Source organism: Nocardia asteroides (assembly GCF_900637185.1).
In the GTDB taxonomy this organism is placed as follows: Bacteria; Actinomycetota; Actinomycetes; order Mycobacteriales; family Mycobacteriaceae; genus Nocardia; species Nocardia asteroides.
In genome coordinates, this window is the sequence record NZ_LR134352.1 from 2742650 (window position 1) to 2767442 (window position 24793).

Below are 24793 nucleotides of genomic sequence, written 5' to 3' on the forward strand. Positions count from 1 at the left end.
GTGCCACCCCGGGCCGAGCCGGTTTAAGGGCGGACGCCGGTGTGATCGGTCACAGCCGGTATTCGGCTACCGTGATGGCGAGCCCAGGTCGGACCGATTCGGGCGCATCGTGTTGTGCGCCGGACGGCGCGGAAAGGTGGGCCCACCGTGCAGCGTGGCAGGTTCGTCGTGCTCCTGGGCGCTCTCGGCGCGCTGGTGTTGTCCGGCTGTAGCGCCACCGAGAGCGGCACGCCGTACGCGCAGTGGCCCCCCGCGCCTGCGGGCCTGGAGAAGTTCTATCAGCAGCAGGTCGACTGGGGTTCGTGCGAGGGCTTCGGCAGCCCCGAGGACCGGCTGCCGCCCAAGACCGAGTGCGCCCGGGTCACCGTGCCCGTCGACTACGCGAACCCGGAGGGCGCCACCGCCCAGATCGCGCTCTCGCGGATCCCGGCGACCGGCGAGAAGATCGGCTCGCTGCTGCTGAACCCCGGCGGTCCCGGCGTCTCGGGGCTGTCGATGGTCACCGTCGGCAACCGCACCGAGCTGGCCGAGCGGTTCGACCGGGTCGGGTTCGATCCGCGCGGCGTCGGCTCGTCGGTGCCCGCGATCTCCTGCCTGACCCCGCAGCAGGCCGACGCCGAACGCGCCGAACCCCCGCTCGACAACACCCCCGCAGGCATCGCCGCGGCCGAGGCCGACAACAAGCAGTACGCCGACCGCTGTGCCGAACGCAGCGGCACCGACCTGCTCGCCCATGTCGGCACCCGCGAGGTGATCCAGGACATGGACGTGCTGCGCTCGGCCCTGGGCGACGAGAAGCTGAGCTACCTGGGCTACTCCTACGGCACCCGGCTCGGGTCGGCCTACGCCGAGAAGTTCCCGCTGAACGTGCGGGCCATGGTCCTGGACGGCGCGGTCGACTCCTCGCAGGACCCGGTGCAGGAGTCGCTGCGCCAGGCGGCCGGCTTCCAGGGCGTGTTCGACGCCTACGCCGCCGACTGCGCCAAGAGCGCCGACTGCCCGCTCGGGACCGATCCGGCGCAGTTCGTCGCCCGGTTCCGCGCGCTGGTCGACCCGCTCGCGGCCACCCCCGCCGCGACCACCGACCCGCGCGGGCTGTCCTACGGCGACGCGATCACCGGCGTGCAGCAGGCCCTCTACAGCGACGACCTGTGGCAGGTGCTCACCGAGGGCCTGACCGAGCTGCGTGCCGGCCGCGGCGACACCCTGCTGCAACTGGCCGACCTCTACGACGGCCGCCGCGAGGACGGCACCTACGCCAACACCCAGGACGCCTTCAACGCGATCCGCTGCGTCGACGACCCGCGCATCACCGATCCCGCCGTCGTGGCCCGCCAGGACGCCGAATACCGCAGGGCCGCGCCCTTCCTCGACGACGGCCGGGGCACCGGCGCCGCGCCGCTGGAGCTGTGCGCCGCCTGGCCGGTGCCCAACACCAGTACCCCGCACCGGGTGTCGGCGCCCGGCCTGCCGACCACGGTCGTCGTCTCCACCACCGACGATCCGGCGACGCCGTACCAGGCAGGCGTCGACCTGGCCGCCCAGCTGGGCGCGGACCTGATCACCTTCCGCGGCAACCGGCACACCGCGGCGCTGGTCGCGGGCGATCGGTGCCTCGACGACGCGGTGATCAGCTACCTGGTGGACCTCGCCGCGCCCGGGTCCGGGCTCACCTGCTGAGCTGTCGCGTGGTTCACCACGCCCCGTCGTGGCCGGTGAGAAGTGCGAACTCGGTGATCGAATAGCAAAAGCGAGTCCGTATGTAACACGGATTTAACGCCAGGTGCTTACGCTCGCCGGTATGGATCGCCAGAAGGAATTCGTGCTGCGGACGCTCGAAGAGCGGGACATCCGCTTCGTACGGCTCTGGTTCACCGACGTGCTGGGCTATCTGAAGTCCGTCGCCATCGCGCCCGCCGAGCTCGAAGGCGCCTTCGAGGAAGGCATCGGCTTCGACGGTTCGGCCATCGAGGGCTTCGCGCGCGTGTCCGAGGCGGACATGGTCGCGCGGCCCGATCCGTCGACCTTCCAGGTGCTGCCCTGGTCCACCTCCAAGGGACATCAGCACTCGGCCCGCATGTTCTGCGACATCACCATGCCCGACGGCTCGCCGTCCTGGGCCGACCCGCGCCACGTGCTGCGGCGTCAGCTCAACAAGGCCGCCGACGTGGGCTTCAGCTGCTACGTGCACCCCGAGATCGAGTTCTTCCTGCTGGAGAACGGCCTCAAGAACGGCGAGCCGGTGCCCGCCGACAACGGCGGCTTCTTCGACCAGGCCGTGCACGACTCGGCCCCGAACTTCCGCCGCCACGCCATCGACGCGCTCGAGTCGATGGGCATCTCGGTGGAGTTCAGCCACCACGAGGGCGCCCCCGGCCAGCAGGAGATCGACCTGCGCTACGCCGACGCGCTGTCGATGGCCGACAACGTGATGACCTTCCGCTACCTCATCAAGGAGGTCGCGATCGACGAGGGCGTGCGCGCCACGTTCATGCCCAAGCCGTTCGCGCAGTACCCGGGCTCGGCCATGCACACGCACATGAGCCTGTTCGAGGGCGAGTCCAACGCCTTCGCCGATCCCGACGACCCGGACAACCTGTCCGCGACGGCGCGCTCGTTCATCGCCGGCATCCTCGAGCACGCCCCGGAGATCAGCGCGATCAGTAACCAGTGGGTGAACTCCTACAAGCGCCTGATCCACGGCGGCGAGGCTCCGACGGCGGGCTCCTGGGGCCGGTCCAACCGGTCGGCGCTGGTGCGCGTGCCGATGTACACGCCGAACAAGGCGTCCTCGCGGCGCGTCGAGATCCGCAGCCCCGATTCGGCCTGCAACCCGTACCTGACCTTCGCGGTGCTGCTCGCGGCCGGTCTGCGCGGCATCGAGAAGGGCTACACGCTGCCGCCCGAGGCCGAGGACGACGTGTGGTCGCTGACCGACGCCGAGCGCCGCGCCATGGGCTTCCGCTCGCTGCCCGGCACCCTCGACGAGGCGCTGCAGGCGATGGAACGCTCGGAGCTGGTGGCCGAGACGCTGGGCGAGCACGTGTTCGACTTCTTCCTGCGCAACAAGCGCCGGGAGTGGGCCGACTACCGCAGCCAGGTGACGCCGTGGGAGCTGAAGGAATACCTCAGCCTGTGACACCGCGTCCGGCGCGCAGGACGTAACGCGGTCGATGCGCGGACCATGTACTTTTAGGGCATGGTCCGGCCCCCGACTGCCCGCTCCGCTGTTCCCGGCGTCGGCAGGCTCGGCTTGCTAGAGCCCGCCGCGGCGGCATCCCTGCACCAGCTCGGCTGGGACAACGTCGACGGCGTCCCGGTGCTGTGGGCGCTGTCCCGCTCGCCCGACGCCGATCTGGCGCTGTCGACCCTGGTCCGGCTGCGTGAGTCGCTCGGAAACGATTGGGCCGAACTGGATTCGGCGATCCGTGCCGACACCATGTTGCGCGGCAGGCTGTTCGGTCTGCTCGGGTCCTCCACCGCCTTCGGTGATCACCTGGTCGCCACGCCCGCCGCGTGGAAGCTGTTGCGCGCCACCCGGCTTCCCGAGCGCGACGAGCTGATCGCCGACCTGCTCGACGCGGTCGAGGCCACACCCGAGACCGGACCCAACGCGGGCCCGATGCTGTACCGGGCCGAGATCGCGGGCCCGGAGGCGATCGCCCTGCTGCGCAGCCGCTATCGCGATCAGCTCATGCTGCTGGCCGCGGTCGACCTGGCCTCCACCGTCGAGAACGAGCCGGTGCCGCCGTATCAGGTGGTGGGCAGGCACCTGTCGGATCTTGCCGACGCGGCGCTCACCGCGGCGCTGGCCGTGGCCGTGGCGCGGGTCTGCAAGACCGGCCCGGTGCCGGTGCGTCTCGCGGTGATCGCGATGGGCAAATGCGGTGCGCGCGAACTGAACTACGTCAGCGATGTCGACGTGGTGTTCGTCGCCGAACCGGCCGACGCCACCGCCACCCGGCTGGCCGCGGAGATGATGAGCGTCGCGAGTTCGGCGTTCTTCGAGGTCGACGCGGCGCTGCGCCCCGAAGGCAAAGCCGGCGCGCTGGTGCGCACCCTCGATTCCCATCTGGCCTACTACAAGCGCTGGGCCCGCACCTGGGAGTTCCAGGCCCTGCTGAAGAACCGGCCGATGACCGGCGACCTCGAACTCGGGCAGCAGTACCGCGACGCCCTGATGCCGATGGTCTGGGCCGCCTCGGAGCGTCCCGACTTCGTCGCCGACGTACAGGCCATGCGCCGCCGGGTGGAGGACCTGGTCCCCGCCGACCTGCGCGAGCGCGAACTCAAACTCGGCGCGGGCAGCCTGCGCGATGTCGAATTCGCCGTGCAGCTGCTGCAATTGGTGCACGGGCGGGTCGACGACTCGCTGCACGCCACCAACACCGTCGAGGCGCTGACGGCACTGGCCGCGGGCGGCTATGTCGGCCGCGAGGACGCCGCCAATCTCACCGCCTCGTACGAGTTCCTGCGCCTGCTCGAACACCGGCTGCAACTGCAGCGACTCAAGCGCACCCACACCCTGCCCGCGGCCGACGACGAGGAGGGCATGCGCTGGCTCGCGCGCGCCGCCCACATCCGGCCCGACGGCAGGCAGGACGCGGTGGGCGTGCTGGAGACCGAGATCCGGCGCAACTCGCTGCGGGTGCGGCGGCTGCACGGCAAGCTGTTCTACCGGCCGCTGCTCGAGTCGGTGGCCCGGCTCGACTCCGACGCGCTGCGGCTGAGCCCCGACGCCGCCGTTCGCCAGCTCGCCGCCCTCGGCTACGCCGCGCCCGCCAACGCGCTGGGCCATCTCAAGGCGCTCACCGGCGGCGTCTCGCGCAAGGGCCGCATCCAGGCGCTGCTGCTGCCGACGCTGCTCGAATGGCTCGGCGACACCCCGAATCCCGACGCGGGCCTGCTCGCGTATCGCCGGGTGTCGGAGGGCCTCGACGACCAGATCTGGTTCCTGCGCGAACTGCGCGACGAGGGCGCCATCGCGCAGCGGCTGATGATCGTGCTCGGCTCCTCGGAGTACCTGCCCGATCTGCTGATCAACGCCCCCGAGACGATCCGGATGTACGCCGACGGCCCCGCGGGCCCGCAGCTGCTCGGACCGCAGCCAGAGGACGTGGCCCGCGGCATCCAGACCGCCGCGGCCCGCTACGACGATCCGGCGCGCGCCGTCGCGGCGGCCCGCTCGCTGCGCAGGCACGAACTGGCCCGCGTCGCCTCGGCCGACCTGCTGGGCATGCTCGACGTCCCGCAGGTGTGCGCGGCGCTGTCCTCGGTGTGGGTGGCCGTGCTCGAGGCGTCGTTGCAGGCGGTCATCCGGGCCTCGGAGGCCGAGCGCGGCGCACCGGCGCCCGCCGACTTCGCGGTGATCGGCATGGGCAGGCTCGGTGGCATGGAACTGGGCTACGGTTCCGACGCCGACGTGCTGTTCGTCTGCGATCCACGCCCCGGCGAGGACGAGACCACCGCGGTGAAGTGGGCGATCGGGATCGCGGAGAAGGTCCAGCGCCTGCTCGGGGCGCCGAGCACCGACCCGCCACTGCAGGTCGACGCGGGCCTGCGCCCGGAGGGCCGCAACGGCGCGCTGGTCCGGACCCTGGCGGCCTATCAGGCCTACTACGACCAGTGGGCCCAGCCGTGGGAGGTGCAGGCGCTGCTGCGCGCGCACCAGGTGGCGGGCGACCAGGATCTCGGGTTGCGATTCCTGCACGTCATCGACCCGATCCGGTATCCGGCGGGTGGCGTGTCGGCCGAGGCGGTCCGGGAGATCCGCCGGATCAAGGCGCGGGTCGACGCCGAGCGCCTGCCGCGCGGCGCCAACCCGGCTACGCACACCAAACTGGGCCGCGGCGGTCTCGCCGACATCGAATGGACCGTGCAACTGCTGCAACTGCGGCACGCGCACGAGGTGCCGGCCCTGCACAACACCTCGACCCTGCAGTCGCTGGACGTGATCGAGGCCGAGGGCATCCTCGAGCCCGACGACGTCGCGCTGTTGCGGGAATCGTGGATCACCGCCACGGCCGCGCGCAACGCCCTCGTCCTGGTGAAGGGCAAGCCGACCGATCAGCTGCCCGGCCCTGGGCGTCTACTATCGGCGGTCGCGCGGGTGGCGGGCTGGCCCACCGACGACGGCAGCGAATTCCTCGACAACTACATGCGCATCACCCGTCGCGCCAAGGCGGTGGTCGAGCGGGTGTTCGGGGGCTGAGCGCACGAGAAAGGCCCCGCACTTCAAGTGCGGGGCCTTTCTCGTTCACGCCGGAATCAGATGGCGCGGACGTCCTGAGCCTGAGGGCCCTTCTGGCCCTGACCGACCTCGAACTCCACCCGCTGACCCTCGTCGAGGGACTTGAAGCCGGAGCCGCTGATGGCCGAGTAATGCACGAAGACGTCGGGGCCGCCTCCGTCTTGGGCGATGAAGCCGAAGCCCTTCTCGCCGTTGAACCACTTGACAGTGCCTTGAGTCATGATTTTTGCAAGTCTTTTCCGTCGATGAGCCATGGCGATCTCTGTGATCAGCCCAGTCTCAGTAGGCAAGTATGCCATACTCTCCGGCAAACTGTGCCGACGGCCTCGTCACACGGCGATCTGGGCGGAGTCTGCGGCCTGTCGCGGGTCGCGGAGCGCCGAGATCACGGATCCGCGCGCGGTATGTCACGCTGGGCGCATGGGTGAGACCAACGAGGGGCACGGGGGACACGTCGATCTGGCACTGCGGGTGCTCGACGCGCATGTGGCCTTCACCAAGGATCAGCTGCTGACCTCGGCCGGCTTCCGCGAGCTCGTCGACGACGAGGTCGACGGCCTGCTCGCCGAGGCCGCCGAACTGACCCTGGCCGAGGCCGTCACCCGCGAGCAGATCAAGGACGTCGCGCACAAGTACGCGGTGCAGATCCCGGTCGAGGGCGCCATCCCCGAACTCGTCGGCGAGATCGCCGCCCGCCTGTACAACCACCGCGCCCAGGACGAGATCCCGGTCGGCGAGGTGGTGGACAACCGCCGGTTCGACGAACTGGTCTCGGCGGTGGCCGACATGGAGGTCTCGCACCGGCTGGTCCGGCTGGTCCTCAACAGCCCGGTGACGGTCGACGCCTGCGTCGAGGCCGTCCAGCGCGCGGTGGTCACCGCCGTCGACGACGGCAGGCACGCCGACGGCGGCGGCCTGGCGCACACGCTGCGCGGGGCGCTGGCCCGGCTGGCCGAGCCGGCGCTGCCCGCGATCGAGAACGGCGTCGGCAGGCTCACCCGCACGGGCGCCCGCTTCGTCCTGCGCGGCAATCGCGACGACGCCGACGACGTGCTGCTCGACGCGGCCCGCGAGACCTGGCGCAAGCACACCAACGACTCGATCGGCTCGTTCCGCGAACTGGTCTCGGCCAACGACGTGGAAGACGCCGTCGTGCTCACCTTCGAGTTCTGGCGCACCTTCCGCGACACCGACTATTTCCACGCGCTGCTCGACGAGGGCATCGACCACGTCTTCGACAAATACGGCGACACCCCGCTGGCCGACCTGCTCGCCGAACTCGGCATCGGGCGCGCCGACCTGGTCGAGGAAGCCCTGCGCTTCGGTCCCTCGGTGCTCGGAAAACTCGACGAGCGTGGCTATCTCGACACGGTGATCCGGCGCAGGCTGGCGCCCTTCTACGCCTCCGAGGCGTTCCGCGCGGCGGTGACCGGCGAGTAGCAGCGCACCCCCGGCGAACGCGAGTCCTGTTCGGCCGCTGGCGCGTCGGTGTTTGTCGGTACGATCCGTGCAACGATGGAGCGCCTGCGCTACCGGATCGCGATCGAAAGGCTGCCGTGACACGTCTGTCCTCCCTGCTCGACCAGATCGACTCCGGCGCGGTGCTGCTGCCCGAATTCCAGCGCGGGTACGTGTGGAACCGGGACCAGGTGCGCGGGCTGATGCGGTCGCTGTACCTCGGGTACCCGGTCGGCGGGCTGCTGGTGTGGGAGACCGGTTCCGAGGACATCGCGGTGCGCGGCCCGGGCGGCGGTGGCTCGGGTCTGCGGCAGCTGCTGCTCGACGGGCAGCAACGCATCACCACCCTCTACGGCATCCTGCGCGGGCGCGCGCCGTCTTTCTTCGAGGGCGACGCGGTGGCCTTCACCGGACTCCACTTCGACGTCGACCGTGAGGTTTTCGAGTTCCAGGTGCCCGGCCGCGACACCGCGCCCACCTGGATCGACGTCACCGAACTGTTCGCCCAGGGCCCGGTGCACTACCTGCCCCGCTTCACCGATGTCGCGCCGGACACCCTCGCGGTCTATCTGGACCGGCTGAACAAGCTGCGCGAGATCACCCATCGCGAATTCAACGTCGAGACCATCACCGGGTCGGACCGGACCGTCGACGAGGTCGTCGACATCTTCAACCGGGTCAACTCCGGCGGCACCAAGCTGTCCAAGGGCGACCTGGCGCTGGCGACGCTGTGCGCGCAGTGGCCACAGGCCCGCGGCAATCTGCGCGACCACCTGATCCGCTGGGACAAGGAGGGCTACACCTTCACCCTGGACTGGTTGCTGCGCAATGTGATCGCCGTCGGCAACGGCCGCGCGCACTTCGACGCGCTCGGCGATCTCTCACCCGCCGAGTTCGAGCAGGCGCTCAGTGCCACCGCCACCCAGGTCGACACCTTCCTCGACACGGTCGCGGGCCGTCTCGGCCTCGATCACGACCGGGTCCTGATGGGGCGCTACGCGATTCCGGTGCTCACCCGCCTGCTGTTCCTCAACGGGGGCCGCTTCGACGACGACCTGCACCGCGACCGGGCGCTGTACTGGTACATCCACTCCGCGCTGTGGGGCCGGTTCAGCGGCTCCACCGAGGCTTTCCTGCAACAGGACTACGAAACCCTCGAGCGCGGCGGCATCAATGCCCTGATCGGTTCGCTGGAACGGCTGCGCGGCGGTTCGCTCGACCTGTGCGCCGACGATTTCGGCGGCGCCACCCGGGGTTCCCGGTTCTACCCGCTGCTGTACCTGCTCACCCGCGTCGACGGGTCCCGCGACCTGGGCACCGGCTCCGAACTGGGCATCGAGCAGTTCGGCGAGCGCACGCCGGTGCAGGTGCACTACCTGTTCCCGAAGACCACGCTGCGCGACGCGGGCTACGAGCGTAACGAGATCAACGCCATCGCCAACTTCTGCTTCCTCAGCCCAGGCTCGGAAGCCGAACTCGGCGAACGCGAACCGGCCGACTACCTCGCCGAGGTGGAGCGCCGGAACCCGGGAGTGCTCGCCTCACAATGGATTCCGACCGATCCGGCACTGTGGCGGGTGGAGAACTACCGCGAATTCCTGCGCGCGCGCCGGCTGCTGCTGTCCACCGCGGCCGACGCGTTCCTGGAGAAGCTGCGCACCGGCAAGCTGCACCGGCCCACGCTGCTCACCGTCGGCGTGGCCGGGGCGACCCTGGGTGACCCGGCGGTGGATCAGGTGAACGCGCTGGTCGACGACCTGGTCGCCGACGGTTTCGGTTTCCCGCTGCTCGACAGCGAGGTGTCCGACCCGGTCACCGGCCGCGAACTCGCCGTCGCCGAGGCGTTCTGGCCCGAGGGCCTGCAACCCGGCGTCGGCATGCCGGTGGTGCTGGTGCTCGAACCGGCCAACGCCGACCTGACCCGGCTGGCCCAGCTCGGCTACGCCGTGTTCACCTCCGTCGACGCGCTGCGCGGCTACGTCGACAATCTGCGCGTGGAGGTCTCCGGCGACACCGGGCTCTACGGCCCCGCCGCCGATATGGCCGCGCTGGCCGACCGCCTGCCCGCCACCTGGGTCGGCAATTCCGAGCAGGTGTGGTTCCGCTACGCCTGGAACCAGCTCGAACGCGACCGCGCCGAGGGTCCCGACGCGGTCGTCCTCGAACCCGAACAGGTCGCCCTGCGCTACATCGCTCTGTGGGCGCTCACCCGCACCTTCTACATCCACGCCTTCGACCAGGGCAATCCGGGCGAGTGGCGCTACTACCTGGGCGACGCCATCGGCCCGAATCCGCTGGTGCCCTACGACTGGCTGGCCCGCCGCGCCGTCGAATCCGGCGCACTCGCCCCCGGCGCCACCCCCACCGACGAGGACATCGCCATCGCCATGGTGCACGGCGTCCTCGAGGTCGTCGACGAGGTCGCCACCGCCCTGTCCCACCTCTTCGGCGGCCCCGGCCTCTTCGCCTCCCTCTGGGCCTCCGCCGGCGCCGCCGAACACTACGGCTACCCCCTGTCCACCGACCAGATCAACGACCTCATCAACCAGGTCGTCAACGACCCCGCCTCCCGAAAGATCCAGGCCTACAACTGGATCGAAGCGGGATTGCCGCTGTAGCCGCCCCGGCCCGCGTATCCTCGGCGGCAACGCCGCGCGACAGCGTGCGCGGAGGGCGGGGGCAGCATGGTCGACCTGAGAACACGCATCGATCTGGCCGTGCGCTGGCTCGAGCGCACCCAGAAGTCGGACGGTCAGGGCGGCGCGGGGTGGGGCTGGGTGGACGATGTCCCGCCGAACCCGCAGAACACCGCCGAGGTCGTCTGCGCCGTGCACGCGGTGTGCTCGCTGGGACCCCGCGCCGGTGAAATGGCCTCGCCCACAGGGGGAGTGCTGCCACATACCGAGGAGCAGCCGCCCACCGTCCGGGAGGTCCTGCCCCGCGCCGACGAGGTGATCACCCTGTTGCGGCGGCGGTCGGTGCGGCACGGCACCCAGCCCTGGGAGTTCGACGAGCCGATCGACACCGCGTGGCGGCTGCGCGCCCTGCTGGTGCTCGGCGTCCCGCACGACGATCCGGATGTGGAACGCGCCGCGCGGCAGCTGCGCGCCACCCAGAACAGTGAATCGGGCGGCTGGGGATTCTCCGGTGCGACCGACCCGGACACCGAATCGATCACCGTCACCACGGCGGTCCTGCACGCGCTGGCCGCTGTGACGCCCACCGACGAAGCCTCCGCCGCGTGTGTCCGGTCCGGGGTCGGCTTCCTGGTGCGGGCCTATCGGGAGGATGCGTTCGAGGGACCGGCGATGGCGTCCACGGCGCTGATCGTCTCCGTGCTGTCGCTGCCCGAATGCGCGGCGCTGGGCGGCCGCCGGGCCCGGCGGGTCGTCTCATCCGGTGTGCGGACCCTGCTGGGGTTGTTGCGCGGAGGCGGCGACCGGGTCGAAGAGGAGACCTTCGCACGCGGGCCGCTGCTGCACAGCTGGCGGCACCTCGGCCTGCATCTGGCCGTGGCCGCCGTCGCGACGGCCGAACCGAAGGCGGTGCTCGACCCGGTACTGCGCGAGTCGCTGATCGAACTGCTCGATCTGCAGGAGACCGCCCAGGCCCACGTACGCACCGGCGGATTCCGCACCTCCCGGCACGGCCCGTTCGCCTCCTACGCGACGACCATCGCGCTCGAAGCCATGGTCGCCACCCAGCGCGCGCTGCTCACCCACATCAATCCGGGCGAAGCCCTCGACCTGTTCTGCCGCACCGACGGCAGGCACCACACCGACGGGCGCCGGATCGTCGGCTGGGGCAGGCACGGTGTGGTGCTCAACAGCTACGCGGGCTCGCTGTTCGCCCTGCTGACCGGCGCGGCCGGGGCCACGATCATGCTGATGTCGATCGCCTTCACCACCGCCCAGAACAAGGCCGGGATGCGGGCCCTGCTCATCTGGGGCATGGCGGTGCTGGCGATCGGCGCCTACATCGCGCTGATCACCCGCCTGCCCGCGGTCCCCTCGGCGCGGATCTACGCCGGGGTCTTCACCACGCTCACGGCCATCGCGATCCCGGTGATCACCTTCATGCTGTCGTCCTGAGCCACGCGGGCTACGGCAGCGACGATCGATCCGCCGGATAGCGGGCCGCCCGCACGAAGGCGCGGCACTCGGCGAGCGACTTGGTGCCGTCGGGGTCCTCGACGCCGCTGTTGACGTCGACGGCGAACGGGCGGACCCGCTCGATCGCCGCGGCGACATTGCGGGCGTTCAGACCACCGGCGAGCACGACCGGGCAGTCGAGCCGGGACAGCTCGGCGACGATCCTGGCGCTGATCGTCCAGTCGTGCACGCACCCGGTGCCGCCCAGCCGGTCGGTGGTCCGGGAATCGAGCAGGACGGCGTCGCAGTGCGCGGCGGCGGCCTTGGCCTCCTCGACAGAGTGTTCGCCCGTGACGTGTACGGCCTTGACGATGGTGCGCCGTCCCGCGCCGTCCCTGACCTGCTTCATCGTCTGCGGCGTGACCAGCCCGTGCACCTGGATGGTGTCGACGCCGACTCGCTCGGCCAGGTCGAGGATGGCGACCGCCTCTTCGCGATGGGTCACCAGGACTTTGTTGACGAACGGTGGCACCTGGTCCGCGATGTGTTTCGCGTCGTCGATGCCCAGCCCGTCTTCGCTGAAATGGGTCAGGCCACACAGGAATCCGACCGCGTCGGCCCCTGCCTGGACCGCCAGTCGCAGGTCGTGTTCCGACCGGATGCCGCAGATCTTCGTCCGGACCGTCACCCGGGGAACGATACCGCCGTACCGGATCCGCTGCCGGGACTTGGCCGGGCGGCGTGGTTCAGGCCGGTGCGCCGGTGGTCCGCTGGAACGTGTCGACGAAGTCGCGCAGGGCTGTGCGGTCCTCGAGATCGGCTGGCCGGTGGCCGCGCGCGGCTTCGACGGTGACGGGGGTGCCCGCGCGGATGGGCAGCTCGGTCCAGCAGACCGGCAGGACCGGGAGCTGCACGGTCCGGTCGGCGACGGTGAGGGTCAGCGCCGAGGTGTAGCGCAGGCCCAGGCTGGTCAGGGCCTCGACGGCGTCTTCGGTGAGGGGTCCTGCGGCCGTGAATTCTTCGATGTACACGGGTACCTCCTTCGGCAGCGCCAGTGTAGGCCCCTCAGAGAATCCTCAGAAGCGTCACAGTGGGGCCCGATCCAGGCCCGCCTAGGCTGAGCCGCATGATGCGGAAATGGATGGACCGGGTGTTGCTGGTCCTGGGGTGGGGCGCACTGATCGCGGCGGTGACCGGGATCGTCTTACACCTGGGGGATTGGCAGCGGGAATCGATGGTGCTACTGGCCTCGGGGGCGATGTGGCTGATGCTCGGCGCGATCGTCGGGCTGGTGCTCGTGCTGCTGGCGCGCGGCTGGCGCAGCGCGGTGGCCGCCGGGGTGGTGCTGGCCGGGGTGCTGTGGCTGGTGTTGCCGTCCTACGTTCCCGAGGCGGCGGCCGCCGAAGGGCCGGAACTGGTTGTGCTGCAGTCGAACCTGCTGTTCGGGCAGGCCGATGCCGGTGCCGTGGTCGCCACCGTGCGCGACAACGACGTAGACGTGCTCACCGTCGAGGAACTGACCGACGACTCGATCGTGCGGCTGCGGGCGGCCGGCCTGGAGGAACGGCTGCCGCACTTCTACCTCGAACCGGCCCGTTCGGGTGGTGGCGGCACGGGCATCTACAGCCGATACCCGTTGCGCGACAACAAGAAATACGACGGCTTCATCATGAGCAACATCTCCGCCACGATGGAGCACCCGCAGCGCGGCCCGATCGCGGTGTTCGCCTTCCATCCGATCCCGCCGAACATCGACTTCGGCGCGTGGTCGGCCGAGCTGCGCCGGGTCGACGAGATCCTCGCCGCAGCCAGCGCGCCCGCCATCGTGGGCGCGGATTTCAATGCCACGCAGAACCATTCGGCCTATCGCGCGCTGCTCGACGGGCCGTTCCAGGCAGCGGCCGAACAGACCGGCGACGGCGTGCTGCTCACCTTTCCCGCGGATCGCCGGTGGGGACCGGTGATCGGGATCGACCACATCCTCGTCGCCGGCGGGGTGGCCGAAAAGGTGCGCACACTCACCATTCCCGGCAGCGATCATCGCGCGATGCTGGCGACGGTCCGGATGCAGGGTTGACGGCGTCGATTACCATGTGAGCGCTCGACATCGGACCGCTCGGCGTCCGTGTCATTCCTTGGGGAGGAACAGCGGATGATCAGACAGCGCTTCGGCATGGCCGCGGCGGCGGCCATGGTGAGCATCGGGATGCTCGTATCCGGTTGCTCGGCGACGACCGTCGCCAGCGACCAGGCGATGCCCACCATCGACAACCCGTGGGAGGTGGCAGGCGCGTCGTCGAGCACCGGTCCCAGCGGGTCCAGGCCGGGCGTGCCCGACACCGACAAGAAGGCGGACAACGGCGACAACGGCAAGATCGACAAGCTCGCGCTCAACGCCATCGCCGATATCGAAGAGTATTGGCAGACCGAGTATTCCAAGACCTTCCGGGGCAACTTCAAGCCCGCCTCGAAGTACATCTCCTGGTCGGCGAAGGCGCCGGAGTCCGAGTCGGTGCAGTTCTGCAAGTCCAGCACCTACAAGCTGGTCAACGCCGCGTACTGCCCGCTCGACCACACCATCGGCTGGGACCGTTCGGTCCTGCTGCCGCTGCTGGTCGACAAGTACAAGGAGATGTCGGTGGTGATGGTGCTGGCCCACGAGTACGGCCACGCCATCCAGTCCCAGGCCGATCTGCTGCGCGGCTTCCTCACCGACGCGCTGGTGAAGGAGCAGCAGGCCGACTGCCTGGCCGGGGTCTTCCTGCGCCATGTCGCGGAGGGCAAGTCCAAGCACTTCACCCTCAACACCACCGACGGCCTCAACGGCGTGCTCGGCGCGACCGTCGCCGTGCGCGACCGTGACCCCAACGACCCCGACGCCGTGCACGGTTCGGCCTTCGAACGCGTCACCGCGGTGCAGATGGGTTACACCGACGGCGCCGGGTCCTGCAAGAACATCAACAAGGACGAGATCGAGAAGCGCCGCGAGGGCCTGCCGGTCACCTTCCAGGAGAACGAGCGCGATCTGCAGCTGCCGGTGGACAAGGAGAACCTGAGCAACCTGGCCACCCAGCTGCAGAAGTCGATGCCGGTGAAGAACGCGCCGAAGTTCGACTACAACGGCGTGGTGCGCAACTGCGCGTCGACCGCCACCACCGAGCCGGTGTCGTACTGCCCGGGCAGCAACACCATCGGCACCGACGTGCCCGCCATGGCCAAGCGCGCGGGCGAGGGTGCCAACGGTAAGGAGGAACCGCTGTCGGCAGTCGTCACCGGTGACTACAACGCGGCGGTGGTCTTCGTGTCGCGCTACGCGCTGGCCGTCCAGCAGGATCGCAAGCTGTCGCTGACCGGAGCCGAGTCGGCGGGCCTGCGCACCGCGTGCCTGTCCGGCGCGCTGACCACGAAACTCAGTGAGCCCAGCAGTGATCCGCGCCTGTCGGCCGGCGACCTCGACGAGGCCGTGTCCGGCCTGCTCGCCGACGGCCTCGCGGCCGCCGACGTCAACGGCAAGGTGGTGGCCAGCGGCTACCAGCGCCTGGAGGCCTTCCGCACCGGCGTGCTGAAGGGCGAGTCGGCCTGCCTGACCCAGTTCAAGTAGCTCAGGGCGCCACGGGCAGGGATCGGAGGGAGCTGAGGGTGTTCGCCACTGCGCGGGCGGCCTCGGCTCCCTTTGTCACGAAGTGGTTGGTGTAGTAGTCGACGTGCTCGCTGTGCTCGTGGAAGTGGTGCGGGGTGAGCACCACCGAGAACACCGGGACGTCGGTGTCGAGCTGGACGCGCATCAGGCCGTCGATCACCGCGGAGGCGACGAAGTCGTGGCGGTAGATGCCGCCGTCGACCACCAGCGCGGCCGCGACGATCGCCTCGTAGCGGCCGGTGCGGGCCAGGCGCTGCGCGTGCAGTGGGATTTCGAAGGCGCCGGGGACGTCGAACACCTCGACGGCGGCCGGGTCGAACCCGAGTCCGGCGTACTCGGCGAGGAAGCCCTCGTGAGCCTTGTTGACGATGGAGCTGTGCCAGCTGGCGCGGATGAAGGCGACGGCGCCGGTAGACGTGGTTCCCATGGGCGGAGTCTACTAGCTCATAAGCTACTCGTCGGTAACATGCCCGGAGAGCCAGGCGACGACGTCGCCGAGGACCTGATCGCGCTCGGGCTCGTTGAACACCTCGTGATAGAGCCCCGCGTAGCGCCGCACGGTCAGGTCGGTCGAGCCCGCCGCGCGCTCGATCAGGTCGGTGCTCGAGGGCGCGGCGATGGTGTCGGCGGTGCCGTGCAGCACCAGCAGGGGCGCGGTCAGCTTGCCGAGACGCTGCTTCACCAGGGCGGTGTGCTGCAGGATCTCCACCGCGGTGCGCGCGGGCAACTTGCCGCGGAACACCAGCGGGTCCTCGTCGTAGGCCCGCACCACCGCGGGGTCGCGGCTGATCGTCGACGAATCCAGCGTCAGCACCCCGAGATTCGGGGCGATGCGGGTGAGCAGCGGGGCGGCCAGCCGCTGCACCGGGTTACCGATCGGGATGTCCAGCGGCGGCGCCGACAGCACGATGCCGCTGACGTCGACGGGCCCGCGGGTCGCCAGGTGCAGCACCACCAGACTGCCCATCGAATGGCCGAGCAGGAAGCGGGGGACGCCCGGGTGGGCGGCGGCGGCGAGGTCGAGCAGCGCGGCCACATTGTCGGCGGCGGCGTGCAGCGAGCCGATATTGGCCGCCGCGCCCTCGGACAGGCCGTGCCCGACGTGGTCGAGCGCGTACACCGCGAACCCCTGGGCGGCCAGGGTGTCACCGACGTACTCGTAGCGTCCCGAATGCTCGGCCACACCGTGCACCAGCGCCACCACCGCGCGCGCCGGACCCTCGGGTTCCCATGCGCGCCAGGCGATCCGGCCGCCGTTGCCGGCGAATTCGCCCGTGTCCGTCGTCATCGCTGCGCTCCTTCGTCGTCGCCGGGCGCCACCGCGAGCCGCGTGAGCAGTCGCCGGTTGAACTCGATCAGCCGAGCGTAGTTGAGCCGGGAGATCCGCTCGTCGGTTCCGTGGATCCGCTCCAGGTCGGCCGCGGTGAGCACGATCGGGGCGAAGTTACAGCGGGTCGTGGCCAGGCCGTCGTAGTGGCGGGAGTCGGTCGCGCCCGGCACCAGCCCGGTCGTGGTGACGATGCCGGGCACGATGTCGGAGGCCAGCTCGGCGATCAGGTCGTAGGCCGGTCCCGGCCCGGTGACCCGCGACGGTTCGGACGCGGGCCCGACGAGGTCGACGGCCACGCCGATATCGCGGATCACCCGGCGGCAGTGCGCGAGCACCGCCGACACCGAATCACCGGGCAGGATCCGGAAATTCACCAGCGCCTCGGCGCTCTGCGGCAGCACATTGGCCTTCACCCCGCCCTTGATCACCGTCGGCGCCGTGGTCGTGCGGACCAGCGCCTCGGTGGTGGGGCCGGTGGCCAGGATCCGGGCGACCAGCGGCCCGGCCAGCGCGCCGAGCCCGCGGGTGTCGGTGAATTCGAGCAGCCTGCGGCGCGGTTCGGGCAGCGCCACCCGCATGCGGGCCAGCATGTCGGCGATCACCGGCGTCAGCCGCAGCGGCATCGGGTGGTCCTGCACCCGGGCCACCGCGCGCGCGAGTCGCCCCACCGCGGTCTGCCTGCCCGGCATCGACGAGTGCCCGCCGGTCTCGGCGACCGAGAGCCGCACCGTCGCATAGCCCTTCTCGCCGAGCATGATGCTGGCCACCGGCCGGTCGACCCCGTCGGCGACGCCGTCGGTGATCACCCCGCCCTCGTCGAGCAGCAGGTCGGCGCGCACCCCGGCCGCGCGCAGGTGCTCGGCCATCAGGACCGCGCCGCCGTCGCCGAAGACCTCCTCGTCGTGACCGAAGGCCAGGTACACGGTGTGGCGCGGCCGGAGACCGGTCGTGAGCGCCCATTCCACCGCCTCGAGCACGGCCAGCACCCGGCTCTTGTCGTCGATCGCGCCGCGTCCCCAGATGAACTCGGCGTCGACGACTCCGGCGAAGGGCGGGTGGGTCCAGCGCTGCGGATCGTCGACCGGGACCACGTCCTGATGGGCCAGCAGGATCGTCGACACCGGGCCGGGTTCGGCGCCGTCCCAGCGGTAGAGCCTGCTGCGGCCGAAGGTGGTGACGGCGAGCTCGGCGTGGACCCGGGGAAACGACGCCTCGAGGTGCTCGGCCAGCCGGGCGAACTCCGCGTCGGCGGTGACGGCGGGGTCCTCGGTGGAGACCGTCGCGCAGCGCAGCGCCGCGGCCAGCCGCTCGGCGACCTTGTCGTCGACCCCCGCGGTGACGGGGGATCCGGTCGGTTTCTCGGTGATCGGGCGCATCCCAGACATTCTTGCCCGTGCGCGGCCGCCGTGTCGGCGAAGGCGTCCGAATCGCCGTGTTCGGGTCGGACCCTTATGCGGTCAGACGGGTCCGCGAGCGGGCATCTAAGCTGAACACCATGGCAGGAGGCAAGGGCGGCAAGCCGTCGAAGGAAGCCAAGGCCGCGGCTAAAGCGGCCCGTAAGCAGGCATCACGCGAACGGCGTCAGCAGCTGTGGCAGGCGTTCAACATGCAGCGCAAGGAAGACAAGGCGCTGCTGCCGCTGATGATCGGCGCGCTCGTCGGCACGACGGTGGTGTTCTTCCTCGTCGGTTTGATCTTCGACCTGCAGTGGTTCCTGCTGCCGCTGGGTCTGCTGCTGGGCGTGCTGTTCGCGTTCATCATCTTCGGCCGGCGTGTGCAGAAGAACGTCTACCGCAAGGCCGAGGGCCAGGCGGGCGCGGCCGCGTGGGTGCTGGAGAACCTGCAGGGCAAGTGGCGGGTCGCCAACGGCGTCGCGGCCACCACCCAGCTCGACGCGGTGCACCGCGTCATCGGCCTGCCCGGCGTGATCTTCGTCGCCGAGGGCTCGCCGCAGCGGGTGAAGTCGCTGGTCGCGCAGGAGAAGAAGCGCACCGCCCGGCTGATCGGTGACACCCCCATCTACGAGGTGATCGTCGGCAACGACGAGGGCCAGACCCCGCTCAAGGATCTGCAGAAGTTCCTCACCAAGCTGCCGCGCAATATCGACGTGAAGCGGATCGACCAGATCGAGGGCAGGCTCTCGGCGCTGTCCTCGCGCAGCGGTCCCGCGATGCCGAAGGGTCCGATGCCCCCCGGCGCCAAGATGAAGGGCATGCAGCGCGCGATCCGTCGCCGCTGAGCCTCGGTTTCCACGAGCCCGGCACCTGATCGCAGGTGCCGGGCTCGTGTCGTCTCAGGAGTTCGGTGTGCGCCCGGTGAGCAGCCAGAGGATCCGGTCGTAGGCGAGCAGCTGATAACCCACGAGCACCGCCGTGGAGATCAGCGCGAGCCGGGGCAGACCCGCGCCCCACAGCGCGGCGGCGCCGCCGAACAGCACCGCGAACTCGACGATCAGCCGCACCGGACCCGGCACCGGCACGGGCGCGGCACCGCTGCGGCTCGGGTCGTCGGGGACGGCGAAGGTCCCCCACAGCGCGGCGGCGACGATGGGCAACACGACGACGAGCAGATATCGCCAGGGCGAGTCGGCGACCCGCCAGCCGTAGACGCCGAACGAGGCGATGGCGATCAGTTCGAGCAGGAAACGCACGGCCAGCAGGGCCGGATTCAGTGACACCGTCAGGAGCGTACCGGCGGGTCTGCTACTCCGCGGCCGGCTCGGCGATCCGCCGGAACCGTTCGCGCGGCGGCGCGCGCCTGCCGCGCCTATTGTCGGAACCGTGTCCTGGATGATCTACGGAGCCAACGGTTATACCGGCGCGCTGGTGGCCGCCGCGGCGGTGGCGGCAGGCCACCGGCCCGTTCTCGCCGGACGCACCTGCGCGGCTGTCGCCCGGCTGGCCGCCGAGCTCGGGGTACCGAGCCGGACCGTCGGACTGGACGACCCCGCGGCCCTGGATGCCGCGCTCGCCGAGGTCACCGTGGTCGCGCACTGCGCGGGGCCGTTCTCGGCCACGTCGGCGCCGATGGTCGACGCGTGCCTGCGCACCGGGACCCACTATGTCGACCTGACCGGCGAGGTCGAGGTGTTCGAGTCCATCTACGCCCGGCACGAGCAGGCCGTGGCCGCCGGGGTCGCGCTCGTGCCCGGCGTCGGCTTCGATGTCGTGCCGACCGAGCACCTCGCGGTCCGCTTGGCGGCCGAACTGCCGACGGCCACCGAGCTGGACATCGCGCTGATCAGCCGTGGCGGATTCAGCGCGGGCACCCTGCTGACGGCGTTGGAAAGCGCCGGCCGCGGCGGTCTGGTGCGGCGCGCCGGGAAACTGTCCGGGGTGCCGCTGTCGCATCGCTCGGTCCGCGTGCCGACGACGCGGGGAACCGTCGTCGCGCACAGTGTTCCGCTCGGCGACATCAGCGCGGCGTACCGGTCGACCGGTATCCCGAACATCACCGACTTCACCGTCGTGCCGCTGGGTGGTGTGGCCGGCCTGGCCGACCCGGCGCTGCGTCTGCTCCTCAGTCCCCGGCCCGTCCGCTGGGCTCTCGCCGGCGCGGTCCGGACCGTGATCTCCGGTCCGTCGGACGCGGCGCGCGCCGATACCCGCAGCGAACTGTGGGCCCGCGCCATCGCCCCCGACGGGCACGTGGCCGCGGCCGGCTTGGTCGTGGCCAACACCTACGACTTCACCGCGGCGAGCGCGCTGGCCGCGGTCGAGCGGCTGCTGTCGGAACCCGCGGTCCCGCCCGGCGCGTGGACACCGAGCCAGGCTTTCGGCGCCGACTTCCTGGCGACCATCCCGGGCGGCTTGGTCGAGAACCGAGCGCTCTGAGCCTCGGTCATGAACCGGGTCGTGCAGCCGACCGCGCCGAACGCGGGATGTTCGACGGCGGTAGCCCGCACGCTCAGCGCGCGTTGACCAGCGCAGTCCCGGTCGCCCGGTCGTGCATGCCACGTCCGTCGGCGTCGGTGAACAGCGCCGGGACCACGAACACCAGCAGCACCTGCCGCACCAGCGCGCGGACGAACCCGACCGCCACCGGGGCGTCGATCCGCATCACCCGCAGCTTCATGAAGTACTGGCCCGGGGTGAACCCGAACAGCGTCACCGCCGCGATGCCGACCACGAACCACACCAGCAGCGGCACCGACGACGAGGCGAAGCTGCGCGTGATCACCGCCGCGATCCCGACCGCGATGAACCAGTCGATGAACAACGCCACCACCCGGCGCCAGGTCGCCGCCAGCGAACCGGCGCCCTCGCGCGGCAGCCCGTACAGCTCGCCGGGGTAGCCGGATGTTTCCGGGTCGCCCGGTTCCGCCGGATTGCCGGAGAGCCATGTGCCGGTGATACGCGCCATGGCTTCCAGGATAGAGGCGAGCTACCGCCCGCTCACGACCGCATTCGTGGAGGTCACGTCACCGCGCCGCCCGGCGGATGGCAGGATTACGATGCAGCTCGCGACCGGATGGCAGACATCACCCCGAATCCGGCACGCGTAACACTGGCGAAACACAGCCTTGACTGTAGGGAAACACCGCGTCCATAGCGTCGTGTCGCGACGAACCCATGCATCGTGACTGGCTGGGAACCGATCCGTAAGGAGAACAAGTGACGTTCAGCACGGCCGAAGAGGTCATCCAGTACATCAAGGAAGAGGACATCGAATACGTCGATATCCGCTTCTCCGACCTGCCCGGCGTCCAGCAGCACTTCTCGATTCCGGCCAAGGCGTTCACCGCCGACCTGGCCGAAGAGGGTCTGGCGTTCGACGGCTCCTCGGTGCGTGGCTTCCAGTCGATCGACGAGTCGGACATGCTCCTGCTCCCCGACTTCAGCACCGCTCGGATCGACCCGTTCCGTGCCGCGAAGACCCTGAACCTGAACTTCTTCGTGCACGACCCGTTCACCCGCGAGGCCTACTCCCGCGACCCGCGCAACATCGCGCGCAAGGCGGAGGAGTACCTGCGTTCGACCGGCATCGCCGACACCGCCTACTTCGGTGCCGAGGCCGAGTTCTACATCTTCGACGGCATCCGCTACGGCTCGGGCATGAACGGCTCGTTCTACGAGATCGAGTCGGTCTCGGGTTCGTGGAACACCGGCAACGAGTTCAACCCGGACGGCAGCCGCAACCTGGGCTACAAGGTCCGTAACAAGGGTGGCTACTTCCCCGTCGCCCCGTACGACCACTACGTCGACCTGCGCGACAAGATCTCGACCAACCTGCAGAACGCGGGCTTCGAGCTCGAGCGCGGCCACCACGAGGTCGGCACCGCCGGTCAGGCCGAGATCAACTACAAGTTCGGCACCCTGCTGTCCGCCGCGGACGACCTGCAGCTGTTCAAGTACATCGTGAAGAACACCGCGTGGCAGGAAGGCAAGTCCGTCACCTTCATGCCGAAGCCGCTCTTCGGTGACAACGGCTCGGGCATGCACGTGCACCAGTCGCTGTGGAAGGACGGCAAGCCGCTGTTCCACGACGAGGCCGGCTACGGTGGCCTCTCGGATCTGGCGCGTCACTACATCGGCGGCATCCTGCACCACGCCCCGTCGCTGCTGGCGTTCACCAACCCGACCGTCAACTCGTACCACCGCCTGGTGCCGGGCTACGAGGCCCCCATCAACCTGGTGTACTCGCAGCGCAACCGCTCCGCCGCGGTCCGCATCCCGGTCACCGGCAACAACCCGAAGGCCAAGCGCATCGAGTTCCGCGCGCCGGACTCCTCGGGCAACCCGTACCTGGCCTTCGCCGCCATGATGATGGCCGGCCTGGACGGCATCAAGAACAAGATCGAGCCGCTGGCTCCGGTCGACAAGGACCTCTACGAGCTGCCGCCCGAGGAGGCCAAGAACATCCCGCAGGCCCCCACCAGCCTGGCCACGGTCATCGACCGCCTCGAGGCGGACCACGACTACCTCACCGAAGGCAACGTCTTCACCGAGGACCTCATCGAGACCTGGATCCAGATCAAGCGCGACAGCGAAATCGCGCCGGTCAACCTGCGCCCGCACCCGTACGAGTTCGAGCTCTACTACGACGTGTAAGTCGTTTCGACGGCTTGACCTGCGGCTGAGCACCTAACCTCGGTCCTCTGTCCGCAGTTCGTCCGCAGTTGCAGTACCCGAGTCCATCCGTTCCGCGACCACTTCACCGATTGCGGTTCGGGTGGACTCGTCTGCGTCCGGCCACAGATGCCCGTAGGTGACGTCAGCGACCTCGAGCGCGGATACCTCAGCGACTCGGAGATCCGCGAACGCGCCGAGGAGAACGGCCACCCGGAGGTGTTCCGGAAACGCGTCATGGATCGCCCAAACCTGTTGCGGCGTAGCTACATACGGCTTCTGCTTGCCCATCGGGGGAGCGGTTCAGTTGAGCATCCCGTGGTGACACGTGAGTGCCCTGCACAAGCGTGGACATCTGCGCGTTCAGCCAGGATTGCGCATCGGTCTTGCGGTCGAACCCCTTGGCGTGTTCGTCGACGTACCGAGCACGCCACTTCTTGCCAACTCCGTAGTTCGCCGATGGCACCTGCTCGCGCTTCTTCGTCCCGTCGTCGCTCACCACGGTGACGGTCTTGAACCAGCGCGGTTCCCCCTTCATGCGCGGGCCAACCCAGACCAGGGCCGATGCCGGTCACCAGAACGTGCGATAGGCGGCAATTGCAGGGTATTGAGTTCGGCCGTCTCAGCAGGCAAACCGGTCGCTTGGCCCCGATCGCTGATCGATACTCTTTTCATGGGAAAGAAGACTGGCCATCGCTGCGACCGCGCCGATCCGGCCGACCGATCCCTGCTATCGGCGGCGGCCAACGCTGCGCTCCTCCTCGAGGAGACGATGTCGGCCACCAATCACGCCGTCAGCATCGACCTCGACCCAGTCATTGCGTTGGACGGCGAGCTGTTCATTCGCCGTACGCCACCGCGGGATCGCATACTCCGCGTCGTCGCGGACCCGGTTCTCAACACCGAGGTGATAAAACCGGTCTCGCGATGGCCAGAGTACTTGCGCAGCGCCGTGCGTCGGATGCACCCACCGCGAGGTTTATGCGCCCATGAGGGCGCGCTGGATGCGCTGGTAGACGATTACGCCCGCGACGTCGAGAACTTGCTCGGCACCATCCGATTCGCAGCGCAGGTGAAGATCCAGCCGGAAGGGTACTACGCCAATATCTGGGATGATTTCGTGTTGATCTCCCGCACGCACGTGGCTCGCCTGTCCTTGAGTGCCGCCGATTGACGACTGTCGACGGGGTGGCGGCACGGCTTGCAACACAAAATCTAGGACTCGACAGATGAACACCGTGCTCGAATCCGCGCCCTACATGACCGAGTGCATCGAATGTGGATCGCTGATCGAAGTAACGATCGTCGAAGTGCTCACAGGCGGTACACATCTGTGGGATCTCGAAGGTGATTGCCCCGAGTGCGGGTGCTGCTGGAACGAATGCGGATACCCGACGCCGCTCACCGGTATGCGCATCGCAATCTTGGACGCGAACGGCCCGACCGCCCTTGAGCTTGCCGCGGGTAGCGCCACGCCAGTGGTGGTGATGCAGGCGCTTCGCAAGGTCAGAGCGCTGTCGCTCGTCGAAGCCCGCGCGATGGCCGAGGAACTCTGTAGCAGGGGGCTCGAAGGAACCAGGGTCGAGATGGAGGTTCTGGCAATTGAACTGCGCGCAGCGGGTGCGATCGTCAGTATCCGGTCCTCCGATGCGGTTTGAGCACTCGCTCGTCGGCATGAGCGGACGTTCGACGATGGGCGATTGGCTCCGCGCGGTAGGAAGCAAAAGGTCGACCGTCCGCAATCCGTCCGCAGCGAACGCGGAGACACCCACATGCGACCAACGACGGCATCAATCAAACGAGCAGGTCAGGCAACCGTGCCGTTGGTGTCCGTCACCTGCAAACGTCCTGCAGTGAGTCCGAGCACTTTCTACGACGTGTAAGCCTGACCTGCGCCGCCAGGGCTGAAAGGTCCGCCGGTACGTGGTAAGTGCAGGAAAATCCCCTTCGACCCAT

22 protein-coding genes are annotated in these 24793 nt (G+C 69.5%); 13 read left to right on the top strand and 9 right to left on the bottom strand.

All coding sequences use genetic code 11. The features are described from left to right. The first annotated feature begins 147 nt into the window (after positions 1-147). The 3 genes from EL493_RS12915 to EL493_RS12925 all read left to right on the top strand — a co-directional run bounded on the left by EL493_RS12915 (position 148) and on the right by EL493_RS12925 (position 6211). Positions 148-1680 carry an alpha/beta hydrolase gene (locus EL493_RS12915; protein ID WP_022567269.1) on the top strand — a complete coding sequence of 511 codons (1533 nt, stop codon included), beginning with the start codon at positions 148-150 and terminating at the stop codon, positions 1678-1680. 121 nt (positions 1681-1801) lie between these two features. Beyond that, entirely contained in the window at positions 1802-3139 is a 1338-nt protein-coding gene (locus EL493_RS12920; RefSeq protein WP_019046046.1) for a glutamine synthetase family protein, read from the top strand. Positions 3140-3199: 60 nt separating this feature from the next. Then, entirely contained in the window at positions 3200-6211 is a 3012-nt protein-coding gene (locus EL493_RS12925) for a bifunctional [glutamine synthetase] adenylyltransferase/[glutamine synthetase]-adenylyl-L-tyrosine phosphorylase (RefSeq protein WP_019046047.1), read from the top strand. Between the two features lie 56 nt (positions 6212-6267). Here EL493_RS12925 and EL493_RS12930 read toward each other — a convergent pair whose 3' ends face one another. Next, positions 6268-6471: a cold-shock protein gene (locus EL493_RS12930; protein WP_019046048.1), complete on the bottom strand. Its 204-nt coding sequence runs from the start codon at positions 6469-6471 to the stop codon at positions 6268-6270. Between the two features lie 199 nt (positions 6472-6670). Between EL493_RS12930 and EL493_RS12935 the strand changes: the two genes are divergently transcribed. From EL493_RS12935 to EL493_RS12945, 3 genes are all read left to right on the top strand, one after another. Further along, entirely contained in the window at positions 6671-7690 is a 1020-nt protein-coding gene (locus EL493_RS12935; RefSeq protein WP_019046049.1) for a hypothetical protein, read from the top strand. Positions 7691-7806: 116 nt separating this feature from the next. After that, positions 7807-10326 carry a GmrSD restriction endonuclease domain-containing protein gene (locus EL493_RS33530; protein ID WP_019046050.1) on the top strand — a complete coding sequence of 840 codons (2520 nt, stop codon included), beginning with the start codon at positions 7807-7809 and terminating at the stop codon, positions 10324-10326. Positions 10327-10392: 66 nt separating this feature from the next. Next, positions 10393-11799, top strand: a complete 1407-nt coding sequence (locus EL493_RS12945; protein ID WP_019046051.1) for a prenyltransferase/squalene oxidase repeat-containing protein — start codon at positions 10393-10395, stop codon at positions 11797-11799. 10 nt (positions 11800-11809) lie between these two features. On the opposite strand, the gene EL493_RS12950 is transcribed toward EL493_RS12945, so the two are convergent. After that, entirely contained in the window at positions 11810-12487 is a 678-nt protein-coding gene (locus EL493_RS12950; RefSeq protein ID WP_019046052.1) for a phosphoribosylanthranilate isomerase, read from the bottom strand. A 58-nt stretch (positions 12488-12545) separates the two neighbouring features. After that, positions 12546-12830: a hypothetical protein gene (locus EL493_RS12955; RefSeq protein WP_019046053.1), complete on the bottom strand. Its 285-nt coding sequence runs from the start codon at positions 12828-12830 to the stop codon at positions 12546-12548. A gap of 95 nt (positions 12831-12925) precedes the next feature. Here EL493_RS12955 and EL493_RS12960 point away from each other — a divergent pair, with 95 nt between their 5' ends. Next, positions 12926-13876 (top strand): endonuclease/exonuclease/phosphatase family protein, encoded by a 951-nt coding sequence (locus EL493_RS12960; protein ID WP_019046054.1) that lies wholly within the window; start codon positions 12926-12928, stop codon positions 13874-13876. 75 nt (positions 13877-13951) lie between these two features. Further along, positions 13952-15400 (top strand): neutral zinc metallopeptidase, encoded by a 1449-nt coding sequence (locus EL493_RS12965; RefSeq protein WP_019046055.1) that lies wholly within the window; start codon positions 13952-13954, stop codon positions 15398-15400. A gap of 1 nt (position 15401) precedes the next feature. Here EL493_RS12965 and EL493_RS12970 read toward each other — a convergent pair whose 3' ends face one another. From EL493_RS12970 to EL493_RS12980, 3 genes are read right to left on the bottom strand one after another with little or no spacing between them, the layout of a single operon-like run. Further along, a complete protein-coding gene (locus EL493_RS12970) occupies positions 15402-15866 on the bottom strand; it encodes a 6,7-dimethyl-8-ribityllumazine synthase (RefSeq protein ID WP_019046056.1) in 465 nt (154 codons plus the stop codon). 24 nt (positions 15867-15890) lie between these two features. Then, positions 15891-16727, bottom strand: coding sequence for an alpha/beta hydrolase (locus EL493_RS12975; RefSeq protein ID WP_019046057.1), 837 nt, complete (start codon positions 16725-16727; stop codon positions 15891-15893). After that, positions 16724-18145 (bottom strand): M20/M25/M40 family metallo-hydrolase, encoded by a 1422-nt coding sequence (locus EL493_RS12980; protein ID WP_019046058.1) that lies wholly within the window; start codon positions 18143-18145, stop codon positions 16724-16726. The genes EL493_RS12975 and EL493_RS12980 overlap by 4 nt, the downstream gene beginning before the upstream one ends. Positions 18146-18264: 119 nt before the next feature. Here EL493_RS12980 and EL493_RS12985 point away from each other — a divergent pair, with 119 nt between their 5' ends. After that, positions 18265-19008: a DUF4191 domain-containing protein gene (locus tag EL493_RS12985; protein ID WP_030202696.1), complete on the top strand. Its 744-nt coding sequence runs from the start codon at positions 18265-18267 to the stop codon at positions 19006-19008. A gap of 54 nt (positions 19009-19062) precedes the next feature. Here the strand turns inward: EL493_RS12985 and EL493_RS12990 are convergent, their stop codons facing one another. Then, complete coding sequence (locus tag EL493_RS12990) at positions 19063-19446, bottom strand: YrdB family protein (protein WP_019046060.1); 384 nt, start codon at positions 19444-19446, stop codon at positions 19063-19065. A gap of 112 nt (positions 19447-19558) precedes the next feature. Between EL493_RS12990 and EL493_RS12995 the strand changes: the two genes are divergently transcribed. Further along, positions 19559-20602 carry a saccharopine dehydrogenase family protein gene (locus EL493_RS12995; protein WP_019046061.1) on the top strand — a complete coding sequence of 348 codons (1044 nt, stop codon included), beginning with the start codon at positions 19559-19561 and terminating at the stop codon, positions 20600-20602. A gap of 73 nt (positions 20603-20675) precedes the next feature. Here EL493_RS12995 and EL493_RS13000 read toward each other — a convergent pair whose 3' ends face one another. Then, the gene (locus tag EL493_RS13000; RefSeq protein ID WP_019046062.1) at positions 20676-21131 is read right to left on the bottom strand and encodes an RDD family protein; all 456 of its coding nucleotides are present in this window, start codon (positions 21129-21131) and stop codon (positions 20676-20678) included. A 251-nt stretch (positions 21132-21382) separates the two neighbouring features. Here EL493_RS13000 and glnA point away from each other — a divergent pair, with 251 nt between their 5' ends. Next, complete coding sequence (glnA, locus tag EL493_RS13005; RefSeq protein ID WP_019046063.1) at positions 21383-22819, top strand: type I glutamate--ammonia ligase; 1437 nt, start codon at positions 21383-21385, stop codon at positions 22817-22819. A gap of 253 nt (positions 22820-23072) precedes the next feature. On the opposite strand, the gene EL493_RS33045 is transcribed toward glnA, so the two are convergent. Then, positions 23073-23375 (bottom strand): hypothetical protein, encoded by a 303-nt coding sequence (locus tag EL493_RS33045; RefSeq protein WP_022567273.1) that lies wholly within the window; start codon positions 23373-23375, stop codon positions 23073-23075. Positions 23376-23510: 135 nt separating this feature from the next. On the opposite strand from EL493_RS33045, the gene EL493_RS13015 reads away from it, so the two are divergent. Further along, positions 23511-24011: a hypothetical protein gene (locus EL493_RS13015; RefSeq protein WP_019046065.1), complete on the top strand. Its 501-nt coding sequence runs from the start codon at positions 23511-23513 to the stop codon at positions 24009-24011. A 55-nt stretch (positions 24012-24066) separates the two neighbouring features. Continuing rightward, the gene (locus EL493_RS13020; RefSeq protein WP_022567275.1) at positions 24067-24495 is read left to right on the top strand and encodes a hypothetical protein; all 429 of its coding nucleotides are present in this window, start codon (positions 24067-24069) and stop codon (positions 24493-24495) included. Positions 24496-24793 lie beyond the last annotated feature (298 nt).

Bases quoted from the DNA above. Each gene is read 5' to 3' on its own strand.
- EL493_RS12935 (WP_019046049.1), top strand. From the start codon at position 6,671: ATGGGTGAGACCAACGAGGGGCACGGGGGACACGTCGATCTGGCACTG.
- EL493_RS12970 (WP_019046056.1), bottom strand. From the start codon at position 15,866: ATGGGAACCACGTCTACCGGCGCCGTCGCCTTCATCCGCGCCAGCTGG.
- EL493_RS12995 (WP_019046061.1), top strand. From the start codon at position 19,559: ATGATCTACGGAGCCAACGGTTATACCGGCGCGCTGGTGGCCGCCGCG.
- EL493_RS12960 (WP_019046054.1), top strand. From the start codon at position 12,926: ATGATGCGGAAATGGATGGACCGGGTGTTGCTGGTCCTGGGGTGGGGC.
- EL493_RS33045 (WP_022567273.1), bottom strand. From the start codon at position 23,375: ATGAAGGGGGAACCGCGCTGGTTCAAGACCGTCACCGTGGTGAGCGAC.
- EL493_RS12975 (WP_019046057.1), bottom strand. From the start codon at position 16,727: ATGACGACGGACACGGGCGAATTCGCCGGCAACGGCGGCCGGATCGCC.
- EL493_RS12985 (WP_030202696.1), top strand. From the start codon at position 18,265: ATGGCAGGAGGCAAGGGCGGCAAGCCGTCGAAGGAAGCCAAGGCCGCG.
- EL493_RS13015 (WP_019046065.1), top strand. From the start codon at position 23,511: ATGGGAAAGAAGACTGGCCATCGCTGCGACCGCGCCGATCCGGCCGAC.
- EL493_RS13020 (WP_022567275.1), top strand. From the start codon at position 24,067: ATGAACACCGTGCTCGAATCCGCGCCCTACATGACCGAGTGCATCGAA.
- EL493_RS12925 (WP_019046047.1), top strand. From the start codon at position 3,200: ATGGTCCGGCCCCCGACTGCCCGCTCCGCTGTTCCCGGCGTCGGCAGG.
- EL493_RS12920 (WP_019046046.1), top strand. From the start codon at position 1,802: ATGGATCGCCAGAAGGAATTCGTGCTGCGGACGCTCGAAGAGCGGGAC.
- EL493_RS12965 (WP_019046055.1), top strand. From the start codon at position 13,952: ATGATCAGACAGCGCTTCGGCATGGCCGCGGCGGCGGCCATGGTGAGC.
- EL493_RS12945 (WP_019046051.1), top strand. From the start codon at position 10,393: ATGGTCGACCTGAGAACACGCATCGATCTGGCCGTGCGCTGGCTCGAG.
- EL493_RS12930 (WP_019046048.1), bottom strand. From the start codon at position 6,471: ATGACTCAAGGCACTGTCAAGTGGTTCAACGGCGAGAAGGGCTTCGGC.
- EL493_RS12980 (WP_019046058.1), bottom strand. From the start codon at position 18,145: ATGCGCCCGATCACCGAGAAACCGACCGGATCCCCCGTCACCGCGGGG.
- EL493_RS13000 (WP_019046062.1), bottom strand. From the start codon at position 21,131: ATGGCGCGTATCACCGGCACATGGCTCTCCGGCAATCCGGCGGAACCG.